At 57.3% G+C, this 15,199-nt stretch carries 17 protein-coding genes; 11 read left to right on the top strand and 6 right to left on the bottom strand.

What is annotated here, in order from left to right; genetic code table 11:
• From urtB to zinT, 5 genes are read left to right on the top strand one after another with little or no spacing between them, the layout of a single operon-like run.
• Positions 1-1,575: an urea ABC transporter permease subunit UrtB gene (urtB, locus tag ACQG1K_RS10895; RefSeq protein WP_032624268.1), complete on the top strand. Its 1,575-nt coding sequence runs from the start codon at positions 1-3 to the stop codon at positions 1,573-1,575.
• On the top strand, positions 1,575-2,648 hold the full coding sequence (urtC, locus tag ACQG1K_RS10900) for an urea ABC transporter permease subunit UrtC (protein WP_367074572.1): 1,074 nt from the start codon (positions 1,575-1,577) through the stop codon (positions 2,646-2,648). The genes urtB and urtC overlap by 1 nt, the downstream gene beginning before the upstream one ends.
• A complete protein-coding gene (gene urtD / locus ACQG1K_RS10905; RefSeq protein WP_367074570.1) occupies positions 2,648-3,445 on the top strand; it encodes an urea ABC transporter ATP-binding protein UrtD in 798 nt (265 codons plus the stop codon). Before urtC ends, urtD begins: the two co-directional genes overlap by 1 nt.
• A gap of 9 nt (positions 3,446-3,454) precedes the next feature.
• Positions 3,455-4,153 carry an urea ABC transporter ATP-binding subunit UrtE gene (gene urtE / locus ACQG1K_RS10910; RefSeq protein ID WP_023300094.1) on the top strand — a complete coding sequence of 233 codons (699 nt, stop codon included), beginning with the start codon at positions 3,455-3,457 and terminating at the stop codon, positions 4,151-4,153.
• A 52-nt stretch (positions 4,154-4,205) separates the two neighbouring features.
• A complete protein-coding gene (gene zinT, locus ACQG1K_RS10915; protein ID WP_367074568.1) occupies positions 4,206-4,844 on the top strand; it encodes a metal-binding protein ZinT in 639 nt (212 codons plus the stop codon).
• Positions 4,845-4,890: 46 nt separating this feature from the next.
• On the opposite strand, the gene ydeE is transcribed toward zinT, so the two are convergent.
• Positions 4,891-6,108 (bottom strand): efflux MFS transporter YdeE, encoded by a 1,218-nt coding sequence (ydeE, locus tag ACQG1K_RS10920; RefSeq protein ID WP_063152187.1) that lies wholly within the window; start codon positions 6,106-6,108, stop codon positions 4,891-4,893.
• Positions 6,109-6,301: 193 nt separating this feature from the next.
• On the opposite strand from ydeE, the gene eamA reads away from it, so the two are divergent.
• On the top strand, positions 6,302-7,201 hold the full coding sequence (gene eamA / locus ACQG1K_RS10925) for an O-acetylserine/cysteine exporter (protein ID WP_367074566.1): 900 nt from the start codon (positions 6,302-6,304) through the stop codon (positions 7,199-7,201).
• A gap of 38 nt (positions 7,202-7,239) precedes the next feature.
• On the opposite strand, the gene marB is transcribed toward eamA, so the two are convergent.
• Genes marB through marR form a run of 3 tightly spaced genes read right to left on the bottom strand, consistent with a single transcriptional unit; the run spans position 7,240 to position 8,323 of the window.
• Positions 7,240-7,455, bottom strand: coding sequence for a multiple antibiotic resistance protein MarB (marB, locus tag ACQG1K_RS10930; RefSeq protein ID WP_003857184.1), 216 nt, complete (start codon positions 7,453-7,455; stop codon positions 7,240-7,242).
• 32 nt (positions 7,456-7,487) lie between these two features.
• Positions 7,488-7,868, bottom strand: a complete 381-nt coding sequence (gene marA, locus ACQG1K_RS10935) for an MDR efflux pump AcrAB transcriptional activator MarA (protein WP_001303241.1) — start codon at positions 7,866-7,868, stop codon at positions 7,488-7,490.
• Positions 7,869-7,888: 20 nt separating this feature from the next.
• Positions 7,889-8,323 (bottom strand): multiple antibiotic resistance transcriptional regulator MarR, encoded by a 435-nt coding sequence (gene marR, locus ACQG1K_RS10940; RefSeq protein ID WP_020884159.1) that lies wholly within the window; start codon positions 8,321-8,323, stop codon positions 7,889-7,891.
• A gap of 256 nt (positions 8,324-8,579) precedes the next feature.
• Between marR and ACQG1K_RS10945 the strand changes: the two genes are divergently transcribed.
• Positions 8,580-9,245 (top strand): MarC family NAAT transporter, encoded by a 666-nt coding sequence (locus ACQG1K_RS10945; protein ID WP_022648105.1) that lies wholly within the window; start codon positions 8,580-8,582, stop codon positions 9,243-9,245.
• A gap of 93 nt (positions 9,246-9,338) precedes the next feature.
• Here the strand turns inward: ACQG1K_RS10945 and ACQG1K_RS10950 are convergent, their stop codons facing one another.
• Positions 9,339-10,535, bottom strand: coding sequence for a sugar transporter (locus ACQG1K_RS10950; RefSeq protein WP_022648106.1), 1,197 nt, complete (start codon positions 10,533-10,535; stop codon positions 9,339-9,341).
• A gap of 176 nt (positions 10,536-10,711) precedes the next feature.
• Here ACQG1K_RS10950 and ACQG1K_RS10955 point away from each other — a divergent pair, with 176 nt between their 5' ends.
• From ACQG1K_RS10955 to ACQG1K_RS10965, 3 genes are all read left to right on the top strand, one after another.
• Positions 10,712-11,500, top strand: a complete 789-nt coding sequence (locus tag ACQG1K_RS10955; RefSeq protein ID WP_367074563.1) for a PhzF family phenazine biosynthesis protein — start codon at positions 10,712-10,714, stop codon at positions 11,498-11,500.
• 22 nt (positions 11,501-11,522) lie between these two features.
• Positions 11,523-12,335, top strand: coding sequence for a PhzF family phenazine biosynthesis protein (locus ACQG1K_RS10960; RefSeq protein WP_058676651.1), 813 nt, complete (start codon positions 11,523-11,525; stop codon positions 12,333-12,335).
• A gap of 62 nt (positions 12,336-12,397) precedes the next feature.
• Entirely contained in the window at positions 12,398-12,880 is a 483-nt protein-coding gene (locus tag ACQG1K_RS10965; protein WP_032622224.1) for a GNAT family N-acetyltransferase, read from the top strand.
• On the opposite strand, the gene ptrR is transcribed toward ACQG1K_RS10965, so the two are convergent.
• The gene (ptrR, locus tag ACQG1K_RS10970; protein WP_045622741.1) at positions 12,834-13,712 is read right to left on the bottom strand and encodes a putrescine utilization regulator PtrR; all 879 of its coding nucleotides are present in this window, start codon (positions 13,710-13,712) and stop codon (positions 12,834-12,836) included. The genes ACQG1K_RS10965 and ptrR overlap by 47 nt on opposite strands.
• Positions 13,713-13,811: 99 nt before the next feature.
• Here ptrR and sad point away from each other — a divergent pair, with 99 nt between their 5' ends.
• Positions 13,812-15,194 (top strand): succinate-semialdehyde dehydrogenase, encoded by a 1,383-nt coding sequence (gene sad, locus ACQG1K_RS10975; RefSeq protein ID WP_367074560.1) that lies wholly within the window; start codon positions 13,812-13,814, stop codon positions 15,192-15,194.
• The last annotated feature ends 5 nt before the right edge of the window (positions 15,195-15,199 follow it).

Genomic DNA, 15,199 nt, shown 5'->3' on the forward strand with positions numbered 1-15,199 from the left:
ATGAACGCCATACGCATGATGATTGCGATTGTGTGGCTTACCGGACTGCTGCCAGGGATGGCGCAGGCATCGGATGCCGATGATTTCGTTGCCGCTAGCCGCAGCCAGCAAACCGCCATGCTGACCCGCTGGGCAGCCACGCCGGAACCTGCACGTTTGCCGCTGCTTAAGGCGCTGCAACAGGAGAACCTTTATACCGACAGCCAGAAGAAGGCATTTACCCGCATCGACGGCGAAATGGTTGCCCTGGGCGCGGCAAAAAGCGCCGAAGGATCGACCAAAGCCGTGCGGCTGACCAACCGACTGCGCGTGTTAACCGTCACGGCGCTGGCGACGCATCAGCTTGTCAGTGACAGTGTCACCGAAAGGCGTCATGCCGCGCGGCAACTTCAGCGTGACGCCCAGCCGGATATGCTCGGCTTTCTGCAACAGCGGGCCAGTAGCGAAACGGACGACGTCGCCCGACAGTCGCTGATGCTGGCGCTGGCAAACCTCCAGCTGACGAGCCCACAGGCTGAAGTACGGCTCAAGGCTGTTGAGCTGTTGGGACAGTCTGACGATCCGGACGTGCAGGCCACGCTGACGCCGTTCACCCGGACGCAAACCGAGCCGGACGCACGGGTACGTGCCGCCGCCGCTGAGAGCCTGGAGCGTATTCAGCACCGGCTGATGTGGGGCGAACTGCTGGGGCAGGCCTTCATGGGCCTGTCGTTGGGGTCGGTACTTTTGCTGGCCGCGCTCGGGCTGGCTATCACCTATGGTCTGCTGGGGGTGATAAACATGGCTCACGGTGAAATGCTGATGCTCGGGGCGTATGCCACCTGGATGGTGCAGCAGGTAATGGCGCAGTGGATGCCTCAGTGGCTGGCGCTCTATCCGGTGGTGGCGCTGCCGGTGGCGTTTTGCCTGACCGCAGGCATCGGAATGGTGCTGGAGCGCACGGTGATACGCCATCTTTATGGCCGCCCGCTGGAAACCCTGCTCGCCACCTGGGGGATCAGCCTGATGCTTATCCAGCTGGTGCGAATGACCTTTGGCGCCCAGAACCTTGAGGTCGCTAACCCGGCCTGGCTGTCCGGCGGGGTGCAGGTTTTCGCCAACCTGACGCTGCCCTGGAACCGTATTGTGGTGCTCGGCTTTGTACTGCTGGTGCTGTTCTTCACCTGGCTCATTCTGAACAAAACGCGTCTGGGTCTCAACGTGCGGGCGGTGACGCAAAACCGCAGCATGGCGGCCTGCTGCGGCGTTCCCACCGGACGGGTAGATATGCTGGCATTTGGCCTCGGGTCCGGCATTGCCGGGTTGGGCGGCGTGGCGTTGTCCCAGCTGGGGAACGTGGGGCCGGAGCTGGGCCAGGGATACATCATCGATTCGTTCCTGGTGGTGGTGCTCGGCGGCGTCGGCCAGCTGGCCGGTAGCGTCGCGGCGGCCTTTGGTCTGGGGATCTTCAATAAAATTCTTGAACCGCAGATGGGCGCCGTGCTGGGCAAGATCCTGATTCTGGCGGCGATCATTCTGTTTATCCAGAAACGTCCGCAGGGGTTATTCGCACTTAAAGGGAGGGTGACAGACTGATGAGCCAGCCATTGACCTTAACACTGGCGCGCAGGGCACCGCGCACCGCGCAAATCTTCGGCAGTCTGCTGGTTGCGGCGCTGCTGGTGTTGCCTTTTCTCGCGCTGTTACCCGCCACCCATCCGCTGGCCGTTTCGACGTGGATGTTGACGCTTATCGGCAAGATCCTCTGCTACGCAATTGTCGCCGTGGCCCTCGATCTGGTCTGGGGCTATGCCGGTATGCTCTCGCTGGGGCACGGCATATTCTTCGCCCTGGGCGGCTATGCGATGGGCATGTACCTGATGCGCCAGGCGGCCGGGGACGGGCTGCCCGCGTTTATGTCGTTTCTCTCATGGAGCGAACTGCCCTGGTTCTGGTGGGGAACGCAGCATTTCGCCTGGGCTCTGGTGTTAATCGTGACGATCCCCGGCCTGCTGGCGCTGGTCTTCGGCTGGTTTGCTTTCCGCTCGAAGATCAAAGGGGTCTATTTCTCCATCATGACCCAGGCGCTGACCTATGCGGGCATGCTGCTGTTCTTTCGCAACGAAACCGGCTTTGGCGGCAATAACGGCTTTACCGGCTTTACCACGCTGCTCGGGTTTTCCGTCACGGCGACCACCACGCGGATCGCGCTGTTTCTCGCAACGGTCATGCTGCTGCTTCTGGCCCTGGGCACAGGCTACGCCCTGGCGAAGAGTAAATTTGGCCGCATTTTAACGGCGGTGCGCGATGCGGAAAATCGTCTGACGTTCTGCGGCTACGATCCGCGCGGCTTCAAGCTGCTGGTCTGGACGCTTTCCGCCGTGCTGTGTGGCCTGGCGGGAGCGCTGTACGTTCCGCAGGTGGGCATTATCAACCCGGGTGAAATGTCGCCGACCAACTCGATTGAAGCGGCCATCTGGGTGGCGCTGGGCGGGCGCGGCACCCTGGTAGGCCCGGTGATTGGTGCGGCGCTGGTCAATGGTGCGAAGAGCGTTTTCACCGTGGCGATGCCGGAGTACTGGCAACTGTTTCTTGGGCTGATTTTCATCGCCGTGACGCTCTTTTTACCGCGCGGCGTGTTCGGTCTGTTTCGTAAGGGAGAGAATTAATGCAGCCCTCTGAAGGACTCTTTACCCGCCAGCTACCGGGCGATCGTTACCGTGAGCAGACTGATCCGGTGTTACAGCTCGACGCCATTAACGTCAGTTTCGATGGTTTTCAGGCGTTGACCGATCTCTCACTTAATATCGGCATTGGAGAATTGCGCTGCATCATTGGCCCTAACGGCGCCGGTAAAACTACGCTGATGGACGTGATCACCGGCAAAACCCGGCCAAAAAGCGGGAAGGCTATTTACGATCAGTCCATCGATCTGACAGCCCTTGAACCGGCGGCCATTGCCCGTCAGGGCATTGGCCGTAAGTTCCAGAAGCCGACCGTGTTTGAAGCGCTGACCGTAGGGGAAAACCTCGAAATCGCCATGAAAGCCGACAGGTCCGTCTGGGCGAGCCTGCGGGCTACGCTAAGCGGCGAGCAGCGCGACCGCATTGACGAGATGTTGGTTTTGCTACGGCTTGGCAGCGAGCGCGATCGCCGCGCCGGGCTGCTTTCCCACGGGCAGAAGCAGTTTCTGGAGATCGGCATGCTGCTGGTGCAGGATCCGCATCTGTTGCTGCTGGACGAACCCGCCGCCGGTATGACCGACGCAGAGACGGAATACACAGCCGAGCTGTTCCGAACTCTGGCAGGCAAGCATTCGCTGATGGTGGTTGAGCACGATATGGGCTTCGTCGAGACCATCGCCGACCACGTCACGGTGCTGCATCAGGGGCGCGTACTGGCAGAAGGCTCGCTTCGCGAGGTACAGGCCAATGAGCAGGTGATTGACGTCTATCTGGGACGCTAAGGAGAGGGGATGTTACAGGTTAACGAGCTGAATCAGTACTACGGCGGAAGTCATATTCTGCGCGGGGTGAGCTTTGAGGCGGTGGTCGGGGAAGTTACCTGCCTGCTGGGGCGCAACGGGGTGGGGAAAACCACACTGCTGAGGTGCCTGATGGGGCTGATCCCGGTGAAAGCCGGGGAGGTGGTCTGGCAGGGAAAGACCATCACTCACAGTAAACCGCACCAGCGGGTGCAGTCCGGCGTGGCGTATGTTCCGCAGGGGCGGGAGATTTTTCCGCGTCTGACCGTAGAAGAAAACCTGCTGATGGGACTGTCGCGCTTCTCCGCGGGAAACGCAAGGAGCGTGCCGGAGGAGATTTGGCAGCTTTTCCCGGTGCTGAAGGAGATGAAACACCGTCGCGGAGGCGATCTTTCCGGTGGTCAGCAGCAGCAGCTGGCGATTGGTCGCGCGCTGGCGAGCCGTCCACGGTTACTGATCCTGGATGAACCCACGGAAGGTATACAGCCGTCGGTGATTAAAGAGATTGGGCAGGTGATCCGCAGCCTGGCGAACCGGGGGGATATGGCGATCCTGCTGGTGGAGCAGTTTTATGATTTTGCGGCGGAGCTGGCCGACAGCTATCTGGTGATGTCGCGCGGCAGCATCGTCCAGCAGGGGCGCGGTGAGAACATGGAGCAGGAGGGGGTTCGCGGACTGGTTGCGATCTGAAATGTTATACTATAACATCCTCATTCTTATAACACGGAATGAGGGTTTTGCTGTGGCTGCACAACTTGGAAAAATTGCGCTGACTCTGGGAACGCTGCTGGTAAGCGGCTCGCTTTTTGCCCATTCGCACGGTCATCAGATGACGGAGGCGGAACAGAAGGCGGCAAACGGCGTCTTTGAGGATAAAGACGTCAGGGACAGGACGCTGTCTGACTGGGACGGGACCTGGCAGTCTGTTTACCCGTTCCTGCTTGATGGTTCGCTGGATCCGGTTTTCGAAAAGAAAGCGCAGAAGGGGGAAAAATCCGCTGCCGAGGTGAAAGCCTACTACCGTAAGGGCTACGCGACGGACGTGGACGCCATCGGCATTGAAAACAACGTGATGGAATTCCACAGAGGCAAAACGGTGAGCAGCTGCCGCTATGACTACAGCGGTTATAAAATTCTGACCTATGCGTCGGGGAAAAAAGGCGTGCGCTACCAGTTTGAATGTAAGGATAAGGCAAGCCAGGCGCCTAAGTTTGTGCAGTTCAGCGATCATACCATCGGGCCGAAAGCCTCTTCACACTTCCATATCTTTATGGGCAACACCTCCCACGAGGCGCTGCTGAAAGAGATGGATAACTGGCCGACCTACTACCCGAACGAGATGTACAAAGAGCAGGTGGTGGAGGAGATGTTGCACCACTAGGCTGTTGGATTTGCCGGGTGGGGGCTTAGCCTTACCCGGCGTGGGATTAGGGTTTTCCAGGTCGGGTAAGCGCAGCGCCACCCGACACGCTATCTTCACTTTTCACGCGCATCCCGCGCAAAACCATCAGCCACGCCGCAATGATGGCGGCCATCATAATAATAAATAACGACCAGTGCGGCAGATGGGTCAGGATGAGCCCGGTGATCATCGGGTTCGCCGCCGCGCCCAGCCAGCCCAGCGCCTGGGCGGAGAAGTAGCTCGCCTTCATGCCCGGCGGGGCGATATTGTCGATCAGCATGTATTCACCCGGAGCATAAATAATTTCACCCAGGGTGAAAATCGCCGCCGCAATCCCCCAGTAAATCAGGTTCTCGCCGGAAAGCATAAACCCGCCCAGCCCGAGGATGAAAAAGAGCGTTGCGGCTGTCATTAGCGGGCGGATGTTGCTTGCGGAGATCTTGCGGCCAAGCGCGTATTGCAGGGTGACCACCACCACCGCGTTGACGGGCAACACAACGGCCACCACCTTTTCTGCGAAATCGCTGTCCGCATACGCGGCGAGGACGTACTGGGAAATGCAGCTGGCGAACGATCCGCCCACGTAGGACGCCAGCAGGCCGGAGAGCGTGTACCAGAACAGCGCCCGGTCCTTCAGCAGCACCGAGGGCTGCCACGGCGCTTTTTCCTCCACGCTGTCAGACGCTACGCTTTTCTGCACAAAGAAATGGATAAACCCGAGCGGCAGTGCGGCGCAGAAGGCCGCCAGCCAGAACGGCAGTTGCAGGCTGTACATCACCAGTAGAGTGCCAACCGGCGGCCCAATCGTCCAGCCGATGTTCAGGAAACTGTAGTTGAGTGAGAAAACGCGCGCCTTTTCGCTGGAGGTCAGCACGTCGGCAAACCACGCTTTCAGCACCGTTGAGAAGACGGAATAGGCGCAGTTAATCAGGGCAAAGAACAACACCACCAGCGTCACGTTATTCACCAGCGGAATGGCCACAAACCCGGCGATAAAGGCCACGATGGCGACCAGCATATAGCGTTTTTTGTCGAACTTGTCCGCCAGGATGCCAAACCCCAGGCTAAACACCACGCCAATGGTCAACGCCACGGTAAGGGCATAGCCAATATTCTCCACGCTCATATCGTACACGCGTGTGAGATATATGGTCATAAAGGGCAGCGTTGCCCCGCGGCCAATTGTTAATAACAATGACGATGCCAGCAGCGCTGCGGTTGAGCGCCTGATTGATGGTTTCATTTTCCTGCCCGACAAATGCTTATGCTTTTTTTGTTGTGTTATTACAGGATTATCATGGGATCGGCAGCTTGTATAGCACCCAATTTATCCGCAAGTGCTTCTCCTCAGTACCAGAATTAATGATCTTCTCGCGGGGGTATTTTTTCTGTTACCTTGAAGTGTTTACAAAAATTTAATAATTCAGGGGCGGAAAATGACGCGGAAAGACGGGCTGTTAGCGTTACTGGTTGTCGTGGTGTGGGGACTCAATTTTGTGGTCATCAAAATGGGGTTGCACAACATGCCTCCACTCATGCTGGCGGGTCTGCGCTTCCTGCTGGTGGCCTTCCCGGCGCTGCTTTTCGTTGCCCGCCCAAAGATTCCCCTGAAGCTTCTGCTGGGCTACGGCCTCACCATCAGCTTTGGTCAGTTTGCGTTTCTTTTTTGCGCCATCAAATTCGGTATGCCTGCGGGTCTGGCTTCGCTGGTGCTTCAGGTGCAGGCTTTCTTTACCATTATTCTCGGCGCGTTTGTCTTTGGCGAACGTTTGCAGGGCAAACAGCTGGTGGGCATTAGCCTTGCGGTCTTTGGCGTGCTGGTGCTGATAGAAGGCAGCCTCAACGGTCAGCATGTCGCGCTGCTGGGCTTTATGCTCACCCTGGCGGCGGGGCTGAGCTGGGCGTGCGGCAACATCTTTAACAAGCTGATAATGCAGCATGAGTCGCGTCCTGGGATCATGTCGCTGGTGGTCTGGAGCGCGTTGATCCCCATTGTGCCGTTTATGGTCGCGTCGTTTATTCTGGATGGACCGCAGGTGATGCTGAAAAGCCTGGTGGAGATCGACCTGACGACCATTTTGTCGCTGATCTACCTGGCATTAGTCGCCTCAATCATTGGCTACGGCATCTGGGGATCGCTGCTCGGACGCTATGAAACCTGGCGCGTGGCGCCGTTATCGCTGCTGGTTCCGGTGGTCGGGCTTGCCAGCGCCGCCCTGTTGCTGGATGAAACGCTCAGCGCGCTGCAACTGTGTGGCGCAGGGCTGATTATGGCCGGGCTGTATATCAACGTCTTTGGTTTGCGGGTGCGTCGGGCGACGCGGGTGCGGAGTTAAGGCAGAAAAAAGCCCCGCATTAGCGGGGCAAAAACGAATTACAGGTCGTGATTATAATACGGCACGCCTAATTCGTCGGATTTGTCGCTGCCAGCGCCCATGTGATTGAAGTCCCAGGGCGACTGGTTTTGCGTGGACGGCATAATCATGGTGTCACGATTATTTTGCTGCCCCGCACTGGGGGTTTGCTCCGCGAAGCTCTGGCCGGAAACCAGCACCAGCAAGGTGAGGGCGGCGGAGGCGATAAATTTCATGATTTCCTCGGTTACGTCTTAACAGGCGATGATTAACTGCAATGTTTTAGCGGATACAGATAACGGGATTCACCCGGCATACTGGTAATACGGTACTTATGAGGCGGCACGTCAAAGTAGTTCTTGAACGTACGCGTCAGGGTTTGTTGCGATTCAAATCCGTAACGTTCCGCCAGATAGAGGATCGGCTCATTGCTTTCTTTCAGTTTTTGGGCAATCTCCGTCAGCTTACGGCTGCGAATATATTGTCCTAATGAATGGCCGGTCTCTTTTTTAAACATCCGTTGCAGGTGCCATTTTGAGTAACCTGAACGCTCAGACACTTTCTCAAGGGAAAGTGGAGATTCCAGGTTATCTTCGATCCAGTCCAAAATGCTATGAATGGTGATAGCGTCAGTATTGCGTCTGGACATCGTCATACCTCTTTTTCTGTTTACGGCAGGATTTTCTTGAGTAAAAGCTCAAGCGTTGCCACTTCATCTGCCGTTAAGTTTTTTGTCAGTTCCTGGTGCAGTGTTTGTCCTACTAATTGATGACATTGCTCACACATGGCCGCGCCATCGCTGGTCAGTTTCACCAGTACGCCACGTTTGTCATTCGGGTTAGGGCTTCGTTCTATCCATCCTTTGCAGACGAGACGATCCAGCATGCGGGTCAACGCACCCAGATCGACAGAGAGCACCTTTTTCAGCTCAACCGGCGTGATACACACTTCGCAGCGAATGGAACACAGCACTTTGAACTGTGTTGCGGTGATATCCAGCGGTGACAGGTAGTCATTGAGCAGGCGATCTTTTTTCTGGTTAACCATATGAATAAGACGACCCAGTGGGATTATGTCGTTAAAGAGATCACTGGTGCTTTTCACAATGGTTGCCCTGGCAAGTAGTTTAGTCACGGCAGATATTATTGCTCAGGCAAGTATAAGTCAACTGAATGGATCAGCCGATGCCACGAATTGCTAAAACGCTTCAGGAACTTTTTCTGTACGCTTTTAAATCATATAGATAATCTGGGGTTATTAGTTACGCGGGACAATTATGGTTACGTTGCGCGGATAGCTCAGGACGAGACTTTCCCCCTATAATTGCGGTAATGAATAAGGATAAGGACTGCGGTGCATTATGTTGGATTTGATTAAAGCAGTGGGGCTTGGGCTGGTGGTGTTGCTTCCGCTGGCGAACCCGTTAACGACCGTGGCGCTCTTTCTGGGGCTGGCGGGTAACATGAACAGCGCGGAGCGCAACCAGCAGTCGAGGATGGCCTCCGTCTACGTCTTCGCGATTATGATGGTGGCTTATTACGCCGGACAACTGGTGATGAATACTTTTGGTATTTCGATTCCCGGTCTGCGTATCGCCGGTGGGCTGATTGTGGCGTTTATTGGTTTCCGGATGCTGTTCCCGGCGCATAAAGCGCATGAATCGCCGGAAGCCAAAAGCAAATCGGAGGAGCTTGAAAGCGAACCGAGCGCCAATATCGCGTTTGTGCCGTTAGCCATGCCGAGCACGGCGGGGCCGGGAACGATTGCGATGATCATCAGTTCCGCCTCAACGGTGCGTGATGGTGTTACTTTTCCGCACTGGGTTATTACCGTTGCGCCGCCGATCATTTTTGCGCTTATCGCCATTATCGTCTGGGGGTCATTGCGCAGCTCCGGGGCGATTATGCGCTGGGTGGGCAAGGGGGGGATTGAAGCTATCTCCCGTCTGATGGGCTTCCTGCTGGTCTGTATGGGCGTGCAGTTTATTATTAACGGCGTGCTGGAGATCATTAAGACGTATCACTGAGGACATCGCCGGGTGGCGCTGCGCTTACCCGGCCTACAAGTCCGTAATAACCTGGGCCGGGTAGGCCGAAGCCGCCACCCGGCACAACTAACGTCAACCGTGGCTGGTCTGTTCTTCCATCGCGACCGGCCATTTACGGAAGATAAGCACCGACCAGATCAGCGCAATCAGCGCGGGAATCGCCCCGAGATAGCCAATGGCCGACATCGATACATGCAGGCTGATCTGATTTCCCACCAGCGCACCGGCCCCAATTCCCAGATTAAAAATTCCCGAGAACAGCGACATCGCTACGTCCGTGGCGTCCGGGGCCAGGGCCAGCACTTTGACCTGCATTCCCAGACCAATAATCATGATCGCCACGCCCCAGAACAGACTGAGGATCGCCAGATGACTCTCGCTGCCTGCCGCAGGCATCAGTAACAGCAGGCACGCCAGCAGCAGGCCAATCGCACTGCTTACAAGCGCAGACGCGTGCTTATTGCCCAGCTTCCCGAACAGGATGCTGCCGATAATCCCCGCGCCGCCCAGGATCAGCAGCAGAACGGTGGCGAAGTTAGCGCTAAAGCCCGCCACAACCTGAACAAACGGCTCAATATAGCTGTAGGCCGTGTAATGGGCGGTCACCACAATCACGGTCAGCAGATAGATGCTCATCAGCGCTGGTCGACGCATCAGCAGCGGCAGACTTTTCAGCGAGCCGGAGTGTTCGCTGGGCAGTTTTGGCAGCAGTTTGATCAGACACACCAGGGTGATCAGCGCCCCCATGCCGATGGCAAAGAAGGTGGTGCGCCAGCCGAAGTATTGACCCACAATGCGCCCGATCGGCAGGCCTAACACCATCGCCAGCGCCGTTCCGGTGGCAATCAGGCTCAGCGCCTGGGCGCGTTTCCCCGCCGGGGCGAGACGAATGGCGAGCGATGCGGTGATCGACCAGAAAACGGCATGGGCAAACGCGATGCCGACGCGGCTGATCACCAGCACCGTAAAGTTCCATGCCATAAATGACAGCACATGGCTGGCTATGAACACCACAAACAGCCCAATCAGCAGCTTACGACGTTCCATCTGGCTGGTCAGCAGCATAAACGGCAGCGACATCAGCGCTACCACCCATGCATAGATGGTCAGCATAATGCCAACCTGTGCCGTTTCCATATGGAAGCTGGCTGCAATGTCGGACAGCAGCCCAACCGGAACAAATTCCGTGGTGTTGAAAATAAACGCTGCGATGGCGAGCGTGACCACGCGTAGCCACGCGACCCTGCGGGAAACCGTGTGTGTTGTCATAGGGATATCTGGGATTCGTTGCCTGAAAGATGAGGAGACGATCTTAAAGCCTTAAACGGCGAAAACTCAACCGTTATGTGATGTGAATCACAAAATTTACCTTCATGCAGCGGTAGCGAACGCGGTTGTTTTCATTGAAGATAAAGAACAACACAACAAAAACAGGCGGTAACACAATGCAGGAGATTGATTTTTATCTGGTAGATGCGTTCAGCGAGTCCTCCTTTGGCGGCAACCCGGCGGCGGTGTGCCCGCTCGACGCGTGGCTACCGGATGAGACGTTACTGCGGATGGCACAACAGCATAACCAGTCGGAAACCGCGTTTTTTGTGTGCACCAAAGGGGGGATTGAGCTGCGCTGGTTCACCACGCTCACCGAGGTTAATCTGTGTGGTCACGCGACGCTTGCCGCGGCGTATGTTCTGTATAACGAACTGGATTATCCGGACTCACGCCTTCATTTTGACACCGCTTCTGGTCGCCTGACCGTCAGCCGTGAAGGTGACTGGATGACGCTTGACTTCCCGGCCTGCCCGACGCAGGCACAGACGCCGCCACCGGAGATGCTCACCGCACTCGGTATCAGCCACTACGTCGAGGCGCGAAAAGGCCGCGCCTGGGTGCTGGTACTGGAGAGCCGCGAGCAAGTGGAAGCCATTAATCCGGATTTCTCCGCCATGACGCCGGGGGAACATAAAGTGGCCGTCACCGCCCGGGACGAGGAGGAATACGACTTTGTCAGTCGTTTCTTCTCGCCGGGCGTGGCCGTGCCGGAAGATCCTGTCACCGGCTCCGCGCACACCATGCTGATCCCTTACTGGAGTGAACAGCTTGGCAAAACACAGATGTTTGCCCGTCAGGTTTCTGCCCGTGGTGGTGACGTACGCTGCGAACTGAAAGGCGACCGCGTGCGGATGGGCGGGCAGGCGGCGCTGTATCTGAAGGGCACATTATTTCTGCGCTGAATAAATCTAAGAGGAACCAACGATGCAGGAAATTGATTTTTATCTGGTGGATGCCTTCAGCGACAGGGCGTTCGGCGGCAATGCGGCGGCGGTGTGTCCGCTGGAAGCGTGGCTGCCGGATGAGACGCTGCTGAAGATGGCGAAGCAGCATAATCAGTCAGAGACGGCGTTCTTTGTCCGAACGGATAACGGGTTTGAACTGCGCTGGTTTACCACGCAGGATGAAATTAACCTCTGCGGCCACGCAACCCTCGCGGCTTCTCACGTTATTTTCGAATACCTAGATTATCCACATACGGAAATCACCTTCACCACGCGCTTTGTCGGCGAACTGACGGTACAACGCAGCGGCGACTGGCTGACGCTTAATTTCCCGGCGTGGTCAACCGAGGTTGTCGATACTCCACCCCCAGTGCTGTTCAGCTCGCTGGGCATTAACGCGGCAAAAGAGGTGCGTGCAGGGCGCGATTACATAGTGGTGCTCGACAGCCAGCGGCAGGTGGAGGCGCTGACGCCGGATATCACAGCCATGCTCCCGCTGGGGAAAATGGTCTGCGTTACGGCGCCGGGGGATGAGTATGATTTCGTCAGCCGCTTCTTCTGCCCGGGGGAAGGGGTACCGGAGGATCCGGTGACGGGATCAGCGCACAGCATGCTGATCCCGTACTGGAGCGAAAAGCTTGGAAAAACGCAGATGTCGGCCCGCCAGGTCTCCTCCCGTGGCGGGGATCTGCGCTGCGAGCTGAAAGGCGACCGTGTGCTTATTGGCGGGCAGGCCACGCTGTATATGAAGGGGAAAATTTTCCTTCGTCTCCAGGATTACGGTCATCATTAAAAACTATGACGCCGGTATACAGGGCGGGCGGTATGTTGAACGAAAACGACAAGGAGCCTGCCATGTATTCTATTACCGCTGAATCCGCCCATCATCCAGATATTCTCGCCCTGATTACGGCGCTGGACCGTTATCAAAGCGTTCTCTATCCCGCGGAAAGTAATCATCTGCTGGATTTAACCGAACTGCCGGACGACTCGCTGATCCTGATGATTATTCGTGACACTCAGCTTAACGCCGTCGGGTGTGGCGCTGTTGTTTTGAACGGGGACGGGACCGGGGAAATGAAACGGGTCTATATTGATCCAACCCATCGCGGGCAACGGCTGGGTGATAAATTACTGGCGGCGCTGGAAGATGAAGCCCTCAGCCGCTGCTGCCACACCGTCCGGCTGGAGACGGGGATCAAACAACACGCCGCCATTCGTCTGTATCAACAGTGTGGATACGAACGGCGCCCCGCGTTTGCCCCCTACAACGAGGATCCGCTGAGCCTGTTTATGGAGAAGACACTGGTGGCTGACGTTCGTTTAGCAGCCCTATAAACGCCTCAAGCTGGCGGGTCATCGCCCCGCGTCGCCACACCAGCCAGGTGGTGAGCCAGCGCCAGTTTTCCGCCAGCGGCCACGCCGCCACCTGATGATGCCCCGGCATACTCTCCAGCATGGAGCGGGGCATCAGCGCAATGCCTGCCCCGGCAATCACGCAGGCGAGCATCCCGTGGTAGGACTCCATCTCGTGGATCCTTCCCGGCGTTACGCGGTCAGCATGAAACCAGCTCTCCAGATGACGCCGGTAGGAACAGTTGGCGCGAAAGGCATACACGTCGCTACCGCTCACCTGCGTGGCTTTCGACACTTCCGCATGGCCCGCAGGGGTGACCAGCATCATCTCTTCCCGGTAAACCGGCATTCCTTCCAGTTCGGGGTGTGAGAGCGGCCCGTCGACAAAGGCGGCGCTGAGCGTCCCCTCAAGCACGCCGTCAATCATCGTACCGGAAGGCCCGGTGGATAACGCAAACTGAATGCGCGGATAGCGCTGATTAAACCGCGCCAGACTTTCCGGAATGCGTACGGCGGCGGTACTTTCCAGCGCGCCGAGCGAGAATAATCCCTGCGGTTCATCCCCGGCGACGACCATTCGCGCTTCGTCGACCAGCGCCAGGATCTGTTTGCTGTAGCGCAAAAAATTGTGCCCGGCGGGGGAAAGCCGCAGGCGCTGATTCTCGCGAATAAACAGCTCCACGCCGAGATCCGCTTCAAGCTGTCGGATGCGGGTGGTGAGGTTTGACGGCACCCGGTGTACCTTCTGCGCCGCCTGGGTAATGCTGCCGGTCAGTGCGACGGCGTTAAACATCTCAAGCTGTGTTAAGTCCATACCATTCTCGATTCGTGAACAAGGTGGTGAGTATTATTCATTTTTAAGAAATAGCAGAGTGGGCCACAATCAATCAACTGTTATTACATGGAGAACTTCATGACGTATTCATCTGCTACCCATGCCTACTCTGTCAACCCGGCTACCGGCGAAACGCTGGCTGCTTACCCGTGGGCAACGTCCGGTGACGTTGAGCGTGCCATTGCGCAGGCGGATACCGGTTTTCGTCAGTGGCGACGCGAAAGCGTGGCGCACCGGGCGCAAAAACTTCGCGATCTGGGTGCGGCGCTGCGTAGCCGTGCGGAAGAGATGGCGCAGACTATCTCCCGGGAGATGGGCAAGCCCATTGTGCAGGCGCGTGCGGAGGTGGCTAAGTCCGCCAGCCTTTGCGACTGGTACGCTGAATACGGCCCGGCAATGCTGCGCCCGGAATCTACCCAGGTCGACAATGCGGTGATTGAGTACCGTCCGCTGGGGCCTATTCTGGCGGTGATGCCGTGGAACTTCCCGCTCTGGCAGGTGCTGCGCGGTGCGGTGCCGATCCTGCTGGCAGGGAACAGCTATCTGCTTAAACATGCGCCAAATGTGCTCGGCTCGGCGGAGCTGATCGGGAAGGTGTTCGCGGATGCCGGTTTCCCGGAGGGGATCTTTGGCTGGGTGAACGCGACAAATGACGGCGTCAGCCAGGCGATTAACGATCGGCGTATCGCGGCGGTGACCGTAACCGGCAGCGTTAGGGCTGGTGCGGCAATTGGCGCGCAGGCGGGCGCGGCGCTGAAGAAATGCGTGCTGGAGCTGGGCGGCTCCGATCCGTTTATCGTTCTGAATGATGCCGATCTGGATCTGGCTGTCAACGCGGCCGTGGCCGGACGTTATCAGAATACCGGACAAGTTTGCGCGGCGGCGAAACGCTTTATTGTGGAAGCTGGCGTGGCAGACACCTTTACCCAACGCTTTGTTGACGCGGTCAAGGCGCTGAAAATGGGCGCACCGGATGAGGAAGATAACTATATTGGCCCGATGGCGCGATTTGATCTTCGCGATGAACTGCAACAGCAGGTACAGGCTACGCTGGCGGAAGGGGCGACCCTGCTGCTCGGCGGCGAGAAGCTTGCCGGGACCGGTAACTATTATGCGCCAACCGTACTCGGCGACGTCACCCCACAGATGACGGCCTTCCGTCAGGAGCTGTTTGGCCCGGTGGCTGCGATTACCGTCGCCAATGATGCGTCGCACGCGTTGCAGCTGGCTAACGACAGCGACTTTGGCTTATCAGCGACGGTCTTTACCGCGAACGATGCGCTTGCTGAAACCTTCTCTCGCGAGCTGGAGTGCGGCGGAGTCTTTATCAATGGCTACAGCGCAAGCGATGCGCGCGTTGCGTTTGGCGGAGTGAAGAAGAGCGGCTTCGGGCGAGAGCTTTCACATTTCGGTCTGCATGAGTTCTGTAACGTTCAGACGGTCTGGAAGGATCGCGTGTAATGTTG

This window comes from Enterobacter cloacae complex sp. 402C9, from assembly GCF_050030745.1.
Classification (GTDB): domain Bacteria; phylum Pseudomonadota; class Gammaproteobacteria; order Enterobacterales; family Enterobacteriaceae; genus Enterobacter; species Enterobacter intestinihominis.